The sequence below is a fragment of the Micromonospora sp. NPDC003197 genome, from assembly GCF_053590565.1.
In genome coordinates this window covers 50,280-64,123 of record NZ_JBSFTE010000013.1, presented here as the reverse complement: position 1 = coordinate 64,123, position 13,844 = coordinate 50,280, and the positions used below count along the sequence as shown (strand labels likewise).

General features: G+C 68.8%; 13 protein-coding genes and 1 pseudogene. 6 read left to right on the top strand and 8 right to left on the bottom strand.

The features are described 5' to 3' along the window. Positions 1-35 precede the first annotated feature (35 nt). Positions 36-950 (top strand): ADP-ribosylglycohydrolase family protein, encoded by a 915-nt coding sequence (locus tag ACWDV4_RS16465; RefSeq protein ID WP_449979315.1) that lies wholly within the window; start codon positions 36-38, stop codon positions 948-950. Positions 951-1,053: 103 nt separating this feature from the next. Here ACWDV4_RS16465 and ACWDV4_RS16460 read toward each other — a convergent pair whose 3' ends face one another. The 6 genes and pseudogenes from ACWDV4_RS16460 to ACWDV4_RS16435 all read right to left on the bottom strand — a co-directional run bounded on the left by ACWDV4_RS16460 (position 1,054) and on the right by ACWDV4_RS16435 (position 8,027). Continuing rightward, on the bottom strand, positions 1,054-2,295 hold the full coding sequence (locus ACWDV4_RS16460; protein ID WP_449979312.1) for a S8 family peptidase: 1,242 nt from the start codon (positions 2,293-2,295) through the stop codon (positions 1,054-1,056). A 69-nt stretch (positions 2,296-2,364) separates the two neighbouring features. Next, complete coding sequence (locus ACWDV4_RS16455) at positions 2,365-3,600, bottom strand: S8 family peptidase (protein WP_449979310.1); 1,236 nt, start codon at positions 3,598-3,600, stop codon at positions 2,365-2,367. Between the two features lie 450 nt (positions 3,601-4,050). Further along, positions 4,051-5,103, bottom strand: a pseudogene (locus ACWDV4_RS16450) (ABC transporter permease); the annotation flags it as partial. Further along, on the bottom strand, positions 5,100-5,993 hold the full coding sequence (locus tag ACWDV4_RS16445; protein WP_449979307.1) for an ABC transporter ATP-binding protein: 894 nt from the start codon (positions 5,991-5,993) through the stop codon (positions 5,100-5,102). The pseudogene ACWDV4_RS16450 and the gene ACWDV4_RS16445, both read right to left, overlap by 4 nt. Positions 5,994-6,075: 82 nt before the next feature. Further along, the gene (locus tag ACWDV4_RS16440) at positions 6,076-6,747 is read right to left on the bottom strand and encodes a response regulator (protein ID WP_449979305.1); all 672 of its coding nucleotides are present in this window, start codon (positions 6,745-6,747) and stop codon (positions 6,076-6,078) included. Next, positions 6,744-8,027: a sensor histidine kinase gene (locus ACWDV4_RS16435; protein ID WP_449979302.1), complete on the bottom strand. Its 1,284-nt coding sequence runs from the start codon at positions 8,025-8,027 to the stop codon at positions 6,744-6,746. The genes ACWDV4_RS16440 and ACWDV4_RS16435 overlap by 4 nt, the downstream gene beginning before the upstream one ends. 233 nt (positions 8,028-8,260) lie before the next feature. Between ACWDV4_RS16435 and ACWDV4_RS16430 the strand changes: the two genes are divergently transcribed. Further along, complete coding sequence (locus tag ACWDV4_RS16430) at positions 8,261-8,680, top strand: Imm1 family immunity protein (RefSeq protein WP_449979299.1); 420 nt, start codon at positions 8,261-8,263, stop codon at positions 8,678-8,680. A 66-nt stretch (positions 8,681-8,746) separates the two neighbouring features. Here ACWDV4_RS16430 and ACWDV4_RS16425 read toward each other — a convergent pair whose 3' ends face one another. Continuing rightward, entirely contained in the window at positions 8,747-9,646 is a 900-nt protein-coding gene (locus tag ACWDV4_RS16425; RefSeq protein WP_449979296.1) for a LysR family transcriptional regulator, read from the bottom strand. Positions 9,647-9,790: 144 nt separating this feature from the next. On the opposite strand from ACWDV4_RS16425, the gene ACWDV4_RS16420 reads away from it, so the two are divergent. The 4 genes from ACWDV4_RS16420 (at position 9,791) to ACWDV4_RS16405 (ending at position 11,925) form a co-directional block, all read left to right on the top strand. Then, positions 9,791-10,345, top strand: coding sequence for a dihydrofolate reductase family protein (locus tag ACWDV4_RS16420; RefSeq protein ID WP_449979294.1), 555 nt, complete (start codon positions 9,791-9,793; stop codon positions 10,343-10,345). A 50-nt stretch (positions 10,346-10,395) separates the two neighbouring features. Next, positions 10,396-10,758, top strand: coding sequence for a DUF1801 domain-containing protein (locus ACWDV4_RS16415; RefSeq protein ID WP_449979292.1), 363 nt, complete (start codon positions 10,396-10,398; stop codon positions 10,756-10,758). Then, positions 10,755-11,144, top strand: a complete 390-nt coding sequence (locus ACWDV4_RS16410; protein ID WP_449979289.1) for a VOC family protein — start codon at positions 10,755-10,757, stop codon at positions 11,142-11,144. Before ACWDV4_RS16415 ends, ACWDV4_RS16410 begins: the two co-directional genes overlap by 4 nt. A 139-nt stretch (positions 11,145-11,283) precedes the next feature. Then, entirely contained in the window at positions 11,284-11,925 is a 642-nt protein-coding gene (locus ACWDV4_RS16405; protein ID WP_449979287.1) for a hypothetical protein, read from the top strand. Between the two features lie 53 nt (positions 11,926-11,978). On the opposite strand, the gene ACWDV4_RS16400 is transcribed toward ACWDV4_RS16405, so the two are convergent. Next, complete coding sequence (locus tag ACWDV4_RS16400; protein ID WP_449979284.1) at positions 11,979-13,811, bottom strand: hypothetical protein; 1,833 nt, start codon at positions 13,809-13,811, stop codon at positions 11,979-11,981. Positions 13,812-13,844 lie beyond the last annotated feature (33 nt).

Sequence of the window (13,844 nt, the reverse complement as noted above, 5' to 3'; positions counted from 1 at the left end):
ATTCGGGTGTGACCGGGTCTGGCAGGATCGACGAGATGCAGAACGAGGACCGGCGGGAGCTGTGCCACGACTCGCTCACCGGACTGTCCGTCGGTGACGCGCTGGGCGCGCAATACTTCGTGCCAGGTCGCCACAGCGCCGACCTGGTGCAGGGGCGGGTGCCGGCCGCACCGTGGGAGTGGACCGACGACACCGAGATGGCCTGTTCGGTGGTGGCGGCGCTACACGAGTTCGGCACAATCGACCAGGACCTGCTGGCTGAGGCGTTCGCCCAGCGGTGTGAGCCCTACCGAGGTTACGGTCCGGGCGCGGTGGTGCTGCTGCACCGGATCCGTGACGGCGTCCACTGGGGTACGGCGGCACCGGAGTTGTTCGACGGACAGGGCTCCTGCGGCAACGGTGCGGCGATGCGGGTCGCGCCGCTCGGGGCATACTTCGCCGACGAGCCGAAGCGGGCTGCCGAGGAGGCGGCGCGGTCGGCCGAGGTCACGCACAGCCATCCGGAGGGGGTCGCCGGGGCGGTGGCGGTCGCCCTGGCCGCCGGGCTGGCCGGGGCGGCGCGCCGGGGAGAGGCCCGACCGCCCGCTATGGAATTCCTGACCGCGCTGACCGACCGGGTCGGGCGCGGTGAGGTCGGCGACGGCGTCCGGCGGGCCCGGGACCTGCTCGGCCGGGGCGTCGACGAAGCCGCGTACGAACTGGGCAACGGATCCCGGGTAACCGCTCAGGACACCGTGCCGTTCTGTCTCTGGGTTGCCGCGACCTACCTGGACGACTATCCGGCGGCGGTCACCGCCTGTGTCCGGGCCGGTGGTGACATCGACACCACCGCGGCCATCGTCGGCGGGATCGTCGCCGCGTACACCGGGATCGGGGACCGGCCGGAGGTACGCGGGGTGCCCCGAGCGTGGCTGGCCGCACGGGAACCACTGCCCGACTGGGTCGCGTGATGGTTCGAGGGTGTCCGGCCTGGTGCGGGCCGGACACCCGCTGAACCGATACGGTCCTAGGTCGATACGGTCCTAGGTCGATGCGGTCCTGGACCGATACTCCTCAGGCGCCGCAGTAGAGCAGCCGGTTGGGCGTTCCGGCACCCGGACTGGTGACGATTCCGGTCGTGGCGTTACCGAGCAGATACGCGATCACCTGCCCGGCCGTCCAGCTCGGATTGTCCGACCAGATCAGTGCCGCGCAGCCGGCGACATGCGCAGAGGCCATCGAGCTGCCGCTGATCGTGTTGGTGGCGGTGTTGCTGGTGTACCAGGTCGAGGTGATGCCCTGGCCGGGGGCGAAGATGTCGACACAGCTGCCAAAGTTGGCCGAGCCCAATTGGGCGTCGGTCGGCGTGGTGCCGGCGACGGTGAGCGCGGCCGGCACCCGGGCCGGCGAGTAGTTGCAGGCGTTGGCGTTGGAGCTGCCGGCCGGTACGGCGTAGATGATCCCCGAGTTGATCGAGGCGGTGATGGCGGCGTCCAAGGCACTGCTTGGACTGCCCCCGATGCCCATGTTCACCACCGCCGGTTTGATCGCGTTACTGGTGGTCCAGTTCACCCCGGCGATGACGTTGGCGTAGGTGCCGGAACCGTAGCAGTCGAGCACCCGGACCGCGACCAGTTGTACGTCCTTGGCCACCCCGTGCAGTTCGCCGCCGATGGTGCCGGCGAGGTGGGTGCCGTGTCCGTTGCAGTCGGCGGCGGGCAGCGTCCCGTCGACTGCGTCGTAGCCATCAGTGACCGAGCCACCGAAGTCGACGTGGGTGGCCCGGATACCGGTGTCGATGACATAGGCGTGGACGTTCGGTGCCTTGTTCGGGTAGACGTACCGCTGGTCCAGTGGCAGGTACCGCTGGTCGATCCGGTCCAGCCCCCAGGACGGCGGGTTGAGCTGCACACCGCCGGTCAGGGACACGACGTGGTTCTGTTCGACGTACGCCACCGCTGGGTCGGCGGCCAGCCGCTTGGCGGCCCGCTCCGGCATCCGTACCTCGAATCCGGTGAGTGCGGCGTGGTAGACGCGGGCGACGGTTCCGCCGTAGCTGCCGGTGAGCCGGTCCGCGGTGGCCGAGACCGCTGCGGCCGTAACCGGTGCCCCGGTGGCCGTACCAGTCGCCGCCGATCGCAGTACGACGATGTAGCTGTCGGGTACGGCGCTGACGCCCCCGGCCCCGCGGATCTCACCGGTCTCCCCCGACGTGACCCCGGCGGCAGCGGGCTGGCCGGGAACGAGCGCGACGGTCAACGCGGCGAGGAGATTGAGGGCCAGCAGTCGCCGGCTCCGGGACCCTGAGATGGTCATGGTTCCTCCCTCCAGACAGGTCCGGCCCCGAGGCGGTTTGCCTCGGGGCCGGGGGTGCGGGGTATTACCTCAGGCCGTGGGGGACACGTAGAGCAGGCGGTTCGGCGAACCGGTGCCCGGGTTGGTCACCACGCCGGGGGTGGCGGTGCTGACCAGGTAGCTGTGCACCTGGGCCGGAGTCCAGCTCGGGTTGTTCTGCAGCACCCGGGCGGCGGCACCGGCCACGTGCGGCGCGGCCATCGAGGTGCCGCTGATGGTGTTGGTCGCGCTGTTGCTGGTGTACCAGGCCGACAGGACGCTCACGCCGGGGGCGAAGAGGTCCAGGCAGGTGCCGTAGTTGGAGAAGGACGCGCGGGCGTCGTTGCTCTGCGTCGCGCCGACGGTGAGTGCGGTCCCCACCGAGGCGGGTGAGTAGTTGCAGGCGTTGGCGTTGGAGTTACCGGCCGCCACGGCGTAGGAGACGCCGTCGGCGATCGAGTTCGCCACCGCGGTGTTCAGCGAGGTGTTCAGGCCACCGCCGAGGCTCATGTTCGCCACGGCCGCCTGGCCGGCAGCGTGGTTGGAGGTCACCCAGTTGACGCCGGCGATGACGCCGGCGTTGGTGCCGCTGCCGGAGCAGTTGAGCACCCGGACGCCGACCAGCCGGACCTGCTTGGCCACGCCGTATGTCCGACCACCGACGGTGCCGGCGACGTGGGTGCCGTGGCCGTTGCAGTCGGCGGCCGGCAGCGCGTTGTCGACGGCGTCGTAGCCGTGGGTCGCCCGGCCGCCGAAGTCGGTGTGCGAGATGTGGATACCGGTGTCGATGATGTAGGCGACGACCCCACTACCGGTGCTGGTGTAGTTGTAGGTCGTGCTCAGCGGGAGGTTCGCCTGGTCGATGCGGTCCAGACCCCACGGCGGGTTGGTCTGGGTGGTGGCGAGGGTGACGGTGTGGTTCTGCTCGACGTAGGCCACGGACGGGTCGGCGGCAAGCCGCTTGGCGTCCTGCTCCGACATCTTCGTCTCGAAGCCGTTGAGCGCATCGCCGTACAGGTAGCCCACCTTGCCGTCGTAGCGCTCGGCCAGGGTGCTGGCCGTGCTGGCTACCGTGGCCTGCTGGGTGCCGGCCCGACCGCCGACCGCGCTGTCCTTGAGGACGACGATGTAACTGTCGGCGACAGCGGTGGCGCCCCCGGCGAAGAGGATCTCACCGGTGGCGGATGCTGCGGTGACTGGACCGCCAATCATGACCGTGGCCACGGAGGTGGCGACCGCAACGCCGAGCGCGGCAATTCTGCGTCGATGCGTGTATGGAAGTGACAACTTCCAGCCCTCCCTTACTTGATCTCTCCACCGGACCGACGATCCGGGAAGATGATCCGAACGGTTGGGCCGATCCTACAAGAATATTCACGTCTATCAATTTGTGAGATTTTGCAAGCAAGTTCCACAGGAAACATCATCGCCGCAGATAACGATCGTCGCGAATCGATCAATCCGAGGTGTTCACCAGTCGCCGAACCGCCACTCGAACAGACTGTACGACTGATGGCTGCAAGATGGACTGACAGACGTGGGGACAGACAGCGACGGTGCCACCCGGTCGGGTGGCACCGTCGATCCGAATCGCTGGCACAGAAATCAGCGGGTGCAGTGGGCGACGCGTCAGCGGGTCAACGCGCTCCCCCGGTCCGCGTCGTCTCGGGTCACGGTTGCCCCATTCGCGTCGTCCCGGGCCACGCCATTCGCAGCGTCTCGGGACACCCGCCGGATCTCCCGGTCCCGCCACGCTGCCGCCATCGTCGTACGGCCGTTGGTCCGCAACAGCGAGCCTTCGTACAGCCGCGACCCGGCCATCAGCAGAACGACCGCAGCGAGAATCAGGATGGCCAGCGACAGCACCGGCTCCCAACCGGCCGCATCCTCGGTAAAGAGCCGCAGCGGCATCGCGGTCGGGGCCGAGAACGGCACGTACGACAGGATCGTCATCGCGAGCGGGTTGTCCTTGAGGAAGATCACCCCGAAGAACGGCAGCATGACGAGCAGCTGCACCGGCGTGGACGCACCACTGATGTCCTCCTGCCGGTTGACCAGGGCACCAACGGCAGCCCAGAGCACAGCCAGCATGACGAACCCGGCGACGAAGAACGGCAGGAACCAGCCGATGGCCGGCGACAGCAGCGTCATCAGGCCACCATCGCTGTCGGCGAACCGCATGCCGACCATCGCCACCGCAGCGGTCAGCCCGACCTGCGCGAAGGCGAGCAGGCTGCAGGCGAGCACCTTGCCGGCCAGCAGGGCACGAACCGGGACACTCGCCACCAGGATCTCCACGATCCGGGTCTGCTTCTCCTCGGTGACGCTCTGCGCGATCTGGATCCCGAAGGTGATGGAGACGAAGTAGAAGACGAACGCGAACGCGAACGCCACCATGAAGCCGACCATCGGGTCCACGGCGTCGGGGTTGAGTAGCTGGACCGGCGGTCTGGTACTCAACGCCCCCACCAGGTCGCTCGGCGCTTCGTTCATGGCGAGCACCTTCGGACCGGCGACCACCGCCGCGTCCACCTCGCCGTCCCGGACGAGCTGTTCGGCGGCCTGGTCGTCGGCGACCGTACGCAACTCCAGGTCCGTGCCGGCGAGGGCGGTGGCGACCGACTCGGTCACCGCCACGGTGGAGGGCCCGCCGGAGATCAGCGCAGGCACGACGGTGCCGACGGCAGCGAAGAACAGGAAGAAGAACGTGCTGAGCAGGAAGGTCTTGTCCCGGAGCTTGACTCGGATCTCCCGGGCAGCGACCAGGCGGGTGGCGGCGAAGACGTTCACTGGCTGACCTCTCGGAAGATCTCGACGAGGGACGGGGCGACCGGGCCGAAGGCGCGTACCGGGCCACGGGACAGGGCTGCGTGGAGGACCTCCTGGTCGTCCACGCCGGCCGCCAGATCGAAGACGGCGCGGGCACCGTCGAGGTCGATCAGCGTCACCCCGGGCTGGTCGCGCAGCCATCCGGCGTCGCCGTCGACCAGCATCTCGTACCGGGGCAGGGTGTACGCGGTGCGCAGGCTCTCGCGGCTGCCGGCGGCCCGGATCACCCCGCCGGCGATGATGACCAGGTCGTCGCAGAGGCGTTCGACCACGTCGAGCTGGTGGCTGGAGAAGAGCACCGGTACGCCCCGCGCGGTGCGCTCGCGCAGCACGCTCACGACGGTGTCCACGGCCATCGGGTCGAGTCCGGAGAACGGCTCGTCCAGGACCAGCACCTCCGGGTCGTGGACCAGGGCGGCGGCAATCTGGACCCGCTGCTGGTTGCCGAGCGACAGCGATTCCAACTGGTCGTTCGCGCGTTCGGCGAGGCCCATCCGGTCGAGCAGGTCGGCAGTGTTGCGCTGTGCCGCCTCCCGGCTCAGCCCGTGCAGCCGACCGAAGTAGATCAACTGCTCCTGGGGGGACATCTTCGGGTAGAGGCCGCGTTCCTCCGGCATGTAGCCGAAGCGCTGCCGCATCTGGCGGGTCAGCGGAGTCCCCTGCCAGCTCACCCGACCGGAGTCCGGGGCGAGTACCCCCAGGATGATCCGCATCGAGGTGGTCTTACCGGCACCGTTGCCGCCGACGAAGCCGGTCATCCGGCCCGCCGTGACGTCGAACGAGACCTCCTTGAGTACCTGCCTGTCCCCGAAACTGCGATTGATCGACTCGACTTGGAGCACGTGGGTCATGCCATAAAGGTTAGGTTTCACCAGCCCTTACGGCGTCCGGCTGATGATCGATCAGTTGGGTCCGCCGCGCGGCGGACCCGCCTCAGCCGCCAGGCGTAACCACACCGTGCTCGTACGCGAAAACCACCGCCTGCGTACGGTCGCGCAGCCCCAACTTGGCCAACACCCGGCTGACGTGCGTCTTCACCGTCGCCTCGCCCAGGTAGAGCTGGCTGGCGATCTCGCTGTTGGTGGCACCGCCGGCCAGCAGCACCAGCACCTCCCGCTCCCGGGGGGTCAACTCGGCGAGCCGCTCGTCGGTGCGGGCTACCGCCTCGGGGCGGGCGAAGGTGGCGATCACCCGTCGGGTGATCGCCGGGGCGAGCAGCGCGTCGCCGCTGGCCAGCACCCGTACCGCGTCGATCAGGTCCTCCGGGGTGCCGTTCTTGAGCAGGAAACCGCTGGCCCCCGCCTGGAGGGCGGCGAAGAGGTAGTCGTCGCGGTCGAAGGTGGTCAGGATCAGCACCGCCGGGCCGGTGCCCTGCGCCGCGATCCGCCGGGTCGCCGCCAGACCGTCGAGCCGCGGCATCTCCACGTCCATCAGTACGACGTCCGGCTCGGTGGTGGCCGCCAGCGCCACGGCCTGCTCACCGTCGACCGCCTCACCCACCACCTTGATGTCGTCCTCCGTCTCCAGGATGACCCGGAACCCGGTACGGACAAGATGATGGTCGTCGGCGAGCAGCACCCGGATGGGATTTTCCGGGCTCGTCATACGCCTGCTCCGATCGGGGCGAGCGGGAAGCGTGCCCGTACCCGGTATCCGCCGCCGGTACGCGGCCCGATCTCCAACTGACCGTCGTGGGCGGCGACCCGCTCCCGCATACCGATCACCCCGAGCCCGCCGACGCGGGACGTCTTCCCGCCTCGGCCATCGTCGGACACGTCGACTTCCAGTTCGTTGGCCAGGTAGCGAATCCGCACGTCGATCATGGTAGCCCCGGCGTGTTTCAGGGTATTGGTGATCGCTTCCTGCACGATCCGGTACGCCGCCTGCGACAACGACGCCGGCAGCGGCACCTGGTCGCCGTACACGCCGAACTGGGTGGTCAGGCCGGCGGCGCGGACGTTGGCCAGCAGGTCTTCGACCCGCTCGACGGCGGCGGTGGCGGGGGCCTCCGTCCGGTCGCCGGTCACGGTGGGCTGACGCAGCAGGTTGAGCATCCGGCGCAGCTCGTCGATCGCCGTCCGGGCGCTCTCCTCGATCGACGAGAGCGCGGTACGGGCCCGCTCCGGGTCCTTCGCCATCACCCGGCGGGTGGCTGCCGCCTGGATCCCCACCACCGACACGTGGTGGGCGACCACGTCGTGCAGCTCCCGGGCGATGCGAACCCGTTCGCCCAGCACCGCCCGCTCGCCCACCTCGGCCTGCGATCGGCGCAGCTCCTCGGCCTGTACGTGGAGCTGGTGTTCCCGGCGGGCCGCCACCCAGGCGGTCTCGCCGAAGAAGAAGGCGAACCCAAAGAACAGGACATTACTCAGGATTGTGTACAGGAGCACGGCAAGCAGCGGGGGCACCGGCCCGGCTGCTTCCGCGAACGCGTCCTCCGGAATCGAGGCCAGCGAGTTCCAGAAGGAGACCCCGATCCAGACGAACATCGCGGCGATGATGCCCAGTCCGATCCGGCGCGCTCGCCTATGGTCCTGCCCCCAGGCGACGATCGCGAAGATGGCAGCGCAGATCGCGCCCGAGGAGAGTGTCGCTTCCGGCGCGGCTCGGACCTGCCCGCCGATGAACGCCACCGCGACGATCACGGCGGTGACCTCCGGCCAACGGCGTCGCCAGGCCAACGGCAGGGTCACCGCCACCGCCCAGAAGATCTGCTCCGGCCAGGACGGTGGCGGCCCGAACATGAATCGTCCGGTACTGGCGGTCAGGGTGAGACTCAGTAGCGCCACGGCGGTGACCGCCAGCCCGACGAAGACATCGATCCGTTTCTGATCGACTGTCGGCTTCGGCCGACACCACTGCTCACCACCGCTTTTGCGTTCCACCCGCCGACAATGCCACGCCCCCGCCAGCGACTCCCAACCGGCAATCAGCCCCCAACCCAGCTCCCTGACCAGCCGATCACCCGGCCACACCCACGTGCACCACACCGACATCGCAAGCGCTGACCTGGTCGTTGACAACACCGTATGTGGCAAAAATCGACACGACTGGCAGGCCGCTCATACCGGCACCTATACCGGCATTTTCCGGCACCTTCCGGCGAAAGGAGCGCGCCTTGACGTTCGCAATGTTGGACTATCACGGTCACCGTGAGGCGCTGTCCGGCCCCGCCGACGCGGCGGACTGGTTCGACGAACAGGCCGGCACGATCATGAGTCACGGTGGCTCCGGCCAGGTGATCCGGTTCGGACGGGCCGATGGAGCGACCGAGCTACGGGTCGACATCGATGTCGACGCGGATCTGGCCGCACTCTGCTGGGTGTCCGACGGGACCCATGCCGTCGAACTCGAACCGGTGGCCGCCATCACCGTACTGGAGTCCCCCGACACGGGTCTGATCACCGTACCGGCCAGTCACGCCCGGGTGCGGGCCGCCACCGCCCGCCAAGCGGTCCTGGAGTACGTCACCACCGGCCAGCGACCGACCTGCGTCACCTGGGTCCGCGACCCGGATAGCCAGGACGAAGCCGGATAGCGCACTGGCCCGCCCGACGATGGACGCCGGGTCAGCTCGATGACGGACGTGGATTCGGACGTCGGGTCATGGCGACCGCGGACGCGGGTTGGCGTCGGTCGCGGCCCGGACGAACTCTCGTACCCGGGCGGTCGTGTTCGACTCCAGCCAGATCGGCCCTCGCTCGATCGGCGGGGCGTCGCGGATCGGCACGTACGCGAGATCCGGGCGGGAATGGTAGCGGCGGGCGTACTCCCCCACCGGCAGGACGCCCCGGCCCATCGCCACCAGGGAAAGCATCTCGGAGAAGGTGTTACCCGCCGGCCCGTTCGGCACCGGACGACCGGATGGGGTGTGCTCGGGTGTGCGATCCCGCTTGAACTCGGCGGAGGTCACCGACGGGTACTGCACCACCGGATAGTCGGCCAGGACTTCAAGGGAGACCGACTCCGCGCCGGCCAACGGATGCCCGGCGGCCACGGCCAGGACCCGAGCCTCGGTGAGCAGCGCCGGACCACAGGCCATGCCGTCGAACGGGTACGACGCGATGAGAATGTCGACGGAGCCGTCGAGCAGACTGGCCCGGGAGTTGGACAGGTGCACCTCGTGCACCTGGACCTCACAGTCGGGGTGGCGTTCGGCGAAAAGGCTGACCGCCTTGAGCAACACCGGCGCGGTCCACTCCCCCAGGAACGCCACCCGCAGTTGGCCGCTGATCCCCCGGCCGGCGTCGACGGCTCGCCGTACCGCCTGGTCGAATTGGGCCACCAACGGTGCCAGGTCGTCGGCGAGTTGCCGGCCGATCGGGGTGAGCTGGACGACCCGGCTGGTGCGCTCGAACAGTGGTGCCCCGATTCGGCGTTCCAGCTTCTTGACGACGTGGCTGATCCGGCCGGTGGTGACCCGGAGCCGCTCAGCGGTACGCCCGAAGTGCAGTTCCTCGGCGAGCGTCAGGAACGTCTCGACCTCGTAGCGTTCCAGCACCACGACCCCCGATTGTTGAATCTGAGTCAACGATCGTAGTCCGATCGTGGCTTGGTCGGCGTCGCCGCTCGGCGGATCGTGGACGACATCACCGGCCGACGGGAAGAACCCGGGCCGATCCCAACCGCAATCCACGGGGGTATCCGCATGTCCAGCACCACCACCGGCAACCGCCGCATCGTCACCGGCCTGTTCATCTCCCTCGACGGCGTGGTGGAGGCCCCCGAGACCTGGCACTTCCCGTACCTGAACGACGAGATGAACGCGGTCGTCGGCGGGATCATGGCCAGTTCCGGGGCACTGCTGCTGGGCCGGGCCACGTACGAGACGTTCGCGGCGACCTGGCCACACCAGACCGGCGAGATGGCCGACGCGTTGAACGCGATGCCGAAACTCGTCGCGTCCCAGACGATGACAACGGCCGAGTGGCAGAACTCGACCATCCTCGACGGGGATGTCGTCGCCAAACTGACCGCGCTCAAGCAGCAGCCGGGCCGCGACATGGGCATCTCCGGCAGCATCACCCTCACCCGCGCCCTACTGCGCGCCGGGCTCGTCGACGACCTGCACCTGCTCGTGCATCCGATCGTCCTGGGCAAGGGAGAACGACTGTTCAACAGCGACGACCAGCTCCCGCTGACCCTCGCCGCCTCGACCACCTTCCGTACCGGCGTGGTCCACCTGCACTACCAGCCCGCCTGACATTCCGAGCAGCTCGCCTGACATTCCGAGCAGACACCAGAAGGAACCCAATGCGCGCAACAGACGTCACCGACTACCTGACCGGCCTCGACACCCCGCTACGGGAGATCGGCGAGCAGCTGCGGTCGATCATCGACGCGGCCCTGCCCGGTGCCAGCGGCGCGATGTGGCATGGCCACCCGGTCTGGAGTTTCGGCGACAAGCCGGGAAAGAACCCGATCTGCCTGCTGAAGGCGCAGAAGTCGTACCTGACCTTCGGGTTGTGGCGGGGGCAGCAGGTCACCGACGCCTCCGGCCGACTCACCCCCGGGGCCCGCGAGATGGCCTCGGTGAAGCTGCACACCCTCGACGAGATCGACCCTGCCCTGTTCACCGACTGGCTCCACCAAGCCCAAAAACTGGAAACGGAATGAGCATGCTGCGCGTCAAGGCCTTCGACCACCTGGTGCTCAACGTCGAGGACGTCGAACGCGCCCTGGACTTCTACTGTGGCCTGCTCGGCCTGGAGCCGGTACGGGTCGACGAGTGGCGCGCCGGGAAGGTCGGCTTCCCGTCGGTACGGGTGTCCGCCGAGACCATCATTGACTTCTTCGCCGGTCCTCGAAGCGACTCGAACGTCGACCACATCTGCCTGACCGTGGAACCGCTGGACTGGCAGGAGGTCATCGACTCGGGCGTCTTCACCGTGCTGGAGGGACCGGTGGGACGGTTCGGCGCGCGGGGCCGGGCCACCTCGATCTACGTACGGGACCCGGATGGCAACACCGTCGAACTGCGCTGGTACCCGCAGGACGCCTGACCGACTGTGGGGCGGGCCGCGAGGCGTCACCCACCCCACCCCCCGTACCCTCGCTGATGTGTAAGGAAGGGCCCCTTCTTATCGCTTTCTGCATAGGAAGGGGCCCTTCCTAACACCAAAGCGGAGTGGAGGGCGAGCGGTGATCATTCCTGGGCGTTTCAACGGGCCAGCCGGATCGGGCAACGGCGGATACTCGGCTGGGGTCTTCGCCGGCACCGACCGGTGCGAGGTCACACTCCGCAAACCGCCCCCGCTGGACACCCCGCTGTCCCGGGTCGGCGGCCAGGTCCACGCCCCCGACGGCACCGTCGTGGCCGAGGTCGCGCCGACCGAGGAGATCGACTCGGTCGTCCCGCCGATCGGGTACGCCGACGCGGTCGCCGTCTCCGCCAAATATGCCGGCTTCACCGAGCACCCGTTCCCCACCTGCTACGTCTGCGGGCCGGATCGCGTCGACGGGCTGCGCATCTTCCCAGGTCGGATGCCGGACGACAGCACCGCTGCCCCGTGGACTGTTCCGGGGGACGTATCACCCGCGATGCTCTGGGCTGCTCTGGACTGCCCCGGCGGTTGGGCGGTTATCGGTGCGGGTCGGCCGTACGTGTTGGGCCGGATCGCCGTACGACTGGACCGGCTGCCCGTACCCGGGGAAGAGTGCGTGGTGCGCGGGGCTCTGACCACGACGGAGGGCCGCAAGGCCCTCGTGCACACCACCCTGTACGACTCGGCCGGCACCGAACTGGCCCGCGCCCGCGCCACCTGGATCGCCATCAGCGGCTGATCGAGTCGGCGGGTACGCGGCCGACCACAGCCGATAACCCCTTGCACAATCGGTCAGGGGCGATAGTCGTCGTGCAGGACCACCCGGGAAAACTCGAAACCGTTCGACGTACGCCAATAGTGCAGGCGACGCGCGGCGGCGGTGTTGCGTTGTAGGGCGACCCGCCAGCAGGTCGCCCCGTCGGGGCGACACACGTACGAACTGCCAGCCAGGCCGTCGCGCAATCGATGCAGGTCGCGGCCGGGCATACGCTGGACCTGCTCGGTGAGGACCTCCACCACCACGGCCACCACCTTGGCCCGGTTCACCCCCTCGACCTGGTCGATGGAGGGCAGAAAGTCGGGGCCCAACGTGTACGGGGCCAGGGGTTTCTCCGCCTTCTCGGCGGCTGGAATCCGCTGTGCCCACTCGCCGGAGACCTCGTAGCGGAACTGCTCCTCGGGATCCAAGAACAGCTGGTCGCCCCGGTCGCGCGGCGGATCGGTCCGCCCCTGGGTGCTTTTGAGCTGCTTGAGCGCCTGCTGTCGAGCCCGGTCGGCGTTGCGGTAGCGGGTCTGTAGTTGCTCGATGGAGCGGTTCGCAGTGGCGAGATCGTCCTCAAGTTCTGCTGCTCGGAGGCGCAGACCGGTAAGTTCGTCGGCCAGGGCTTTACGGGTGGCCCGTTCCGCCGCCAGCTCGGCACCCAACTGCTGGAGTTCTTCAAGACGTACGCCGGCGGCGAGCCGAGGTGCCGCCGGCTGCCCTCCGGGCGTACGACGTCGGTCCAGGTCGAGCGGGGTCGGCTGCCGGGGCAGTGTGGGCGCCGCCTTCGGCCCGACCGACGTCGGCGGCGGTGTGATCAGTGTCGGCGACAGCGTCGGCGGGATCGGTACGACTGGAAGCTGCGGCACGGGCTCGGGCAGGCACAACCAAGGCGGACCGCCGGGAAGCAGACTCGGTGCGGATTTCAGCGACTCTGCGTCGTCGACGTCGTCCAGGCGTAGCCGTGGCGGGTCGAGCGCGACGACCCGGCAGGCAACGATCTCGCCGACGGTAAACAGTCCGGTCAGCAGGTCCATCGGGTTGGTGGTCACCGCGTCCCAGTCGACCGCTACGTCGAGTCCGGGCAAAAGCCGGAGCCGCACCGCCGCCTCGGCCACCTCCGCCACGTCCGCCAGGACGGCATCCCCAATCTGGTACGCCTCGTGCACCGCCCGCTCGGCGTCGACCGGATCGGTGAACCGCACCGCGTCACGCAGGTCCAGCCGTCGCGAGACCGGATCGTAGGTGCCCGTGACGGGCTGTCCCTTGGTGAGCAGCCGTTCCAGGGGTACGCCGGGGACGGTCAGCTCCTCCCAGACCATTGCTACCGAGTTGTCGTCCAAGGTCACCAGCGCCCGGGATCCGATCACGCCCTGCACCTGGCCCGACCGTTGCTGGAGCCCAGGCCGGGTACGTGACTCGACCAGGCCGGCTGCCATTGCCGCCGCCAACGCGTCGTTGATCAGCTGGTCGGTGATCCGAGGCCGGTCGCGGGGTGTGTAGGCGAACCGTGCTCGGCTGCGGCTTGGCTTCCCGACCCAGCTGTGGTCGACGGGATACACCCGGCTGGCACCGCCGTACACCTGGGTCTGGGCGGGCATCTCGCCGGAGAACGCCCACGAGACTTCGCTCGTCGGCATCAACACCACCTCGGCCAGGTCGCCGACCGCCTCCTTGATCTCCTCCGGGTCACCGAACGGTTCGTCGTGCCCGGCTGAGATCGTCAGTACGACCACCGGCCACCGCCGTCCCGGCGTCAGCAGCCGGTGGGCGAGTTGCCGGGCCTCGGCCCCCGATCCGAGGATCTGAACCTCGGCTGGTGGTAGGTCACCGGCGCCCAGCTTGTCGCTACCCGACCGCCCCATCGGGTCAGCCTGCCTGCCGAAGACGCAACCGAC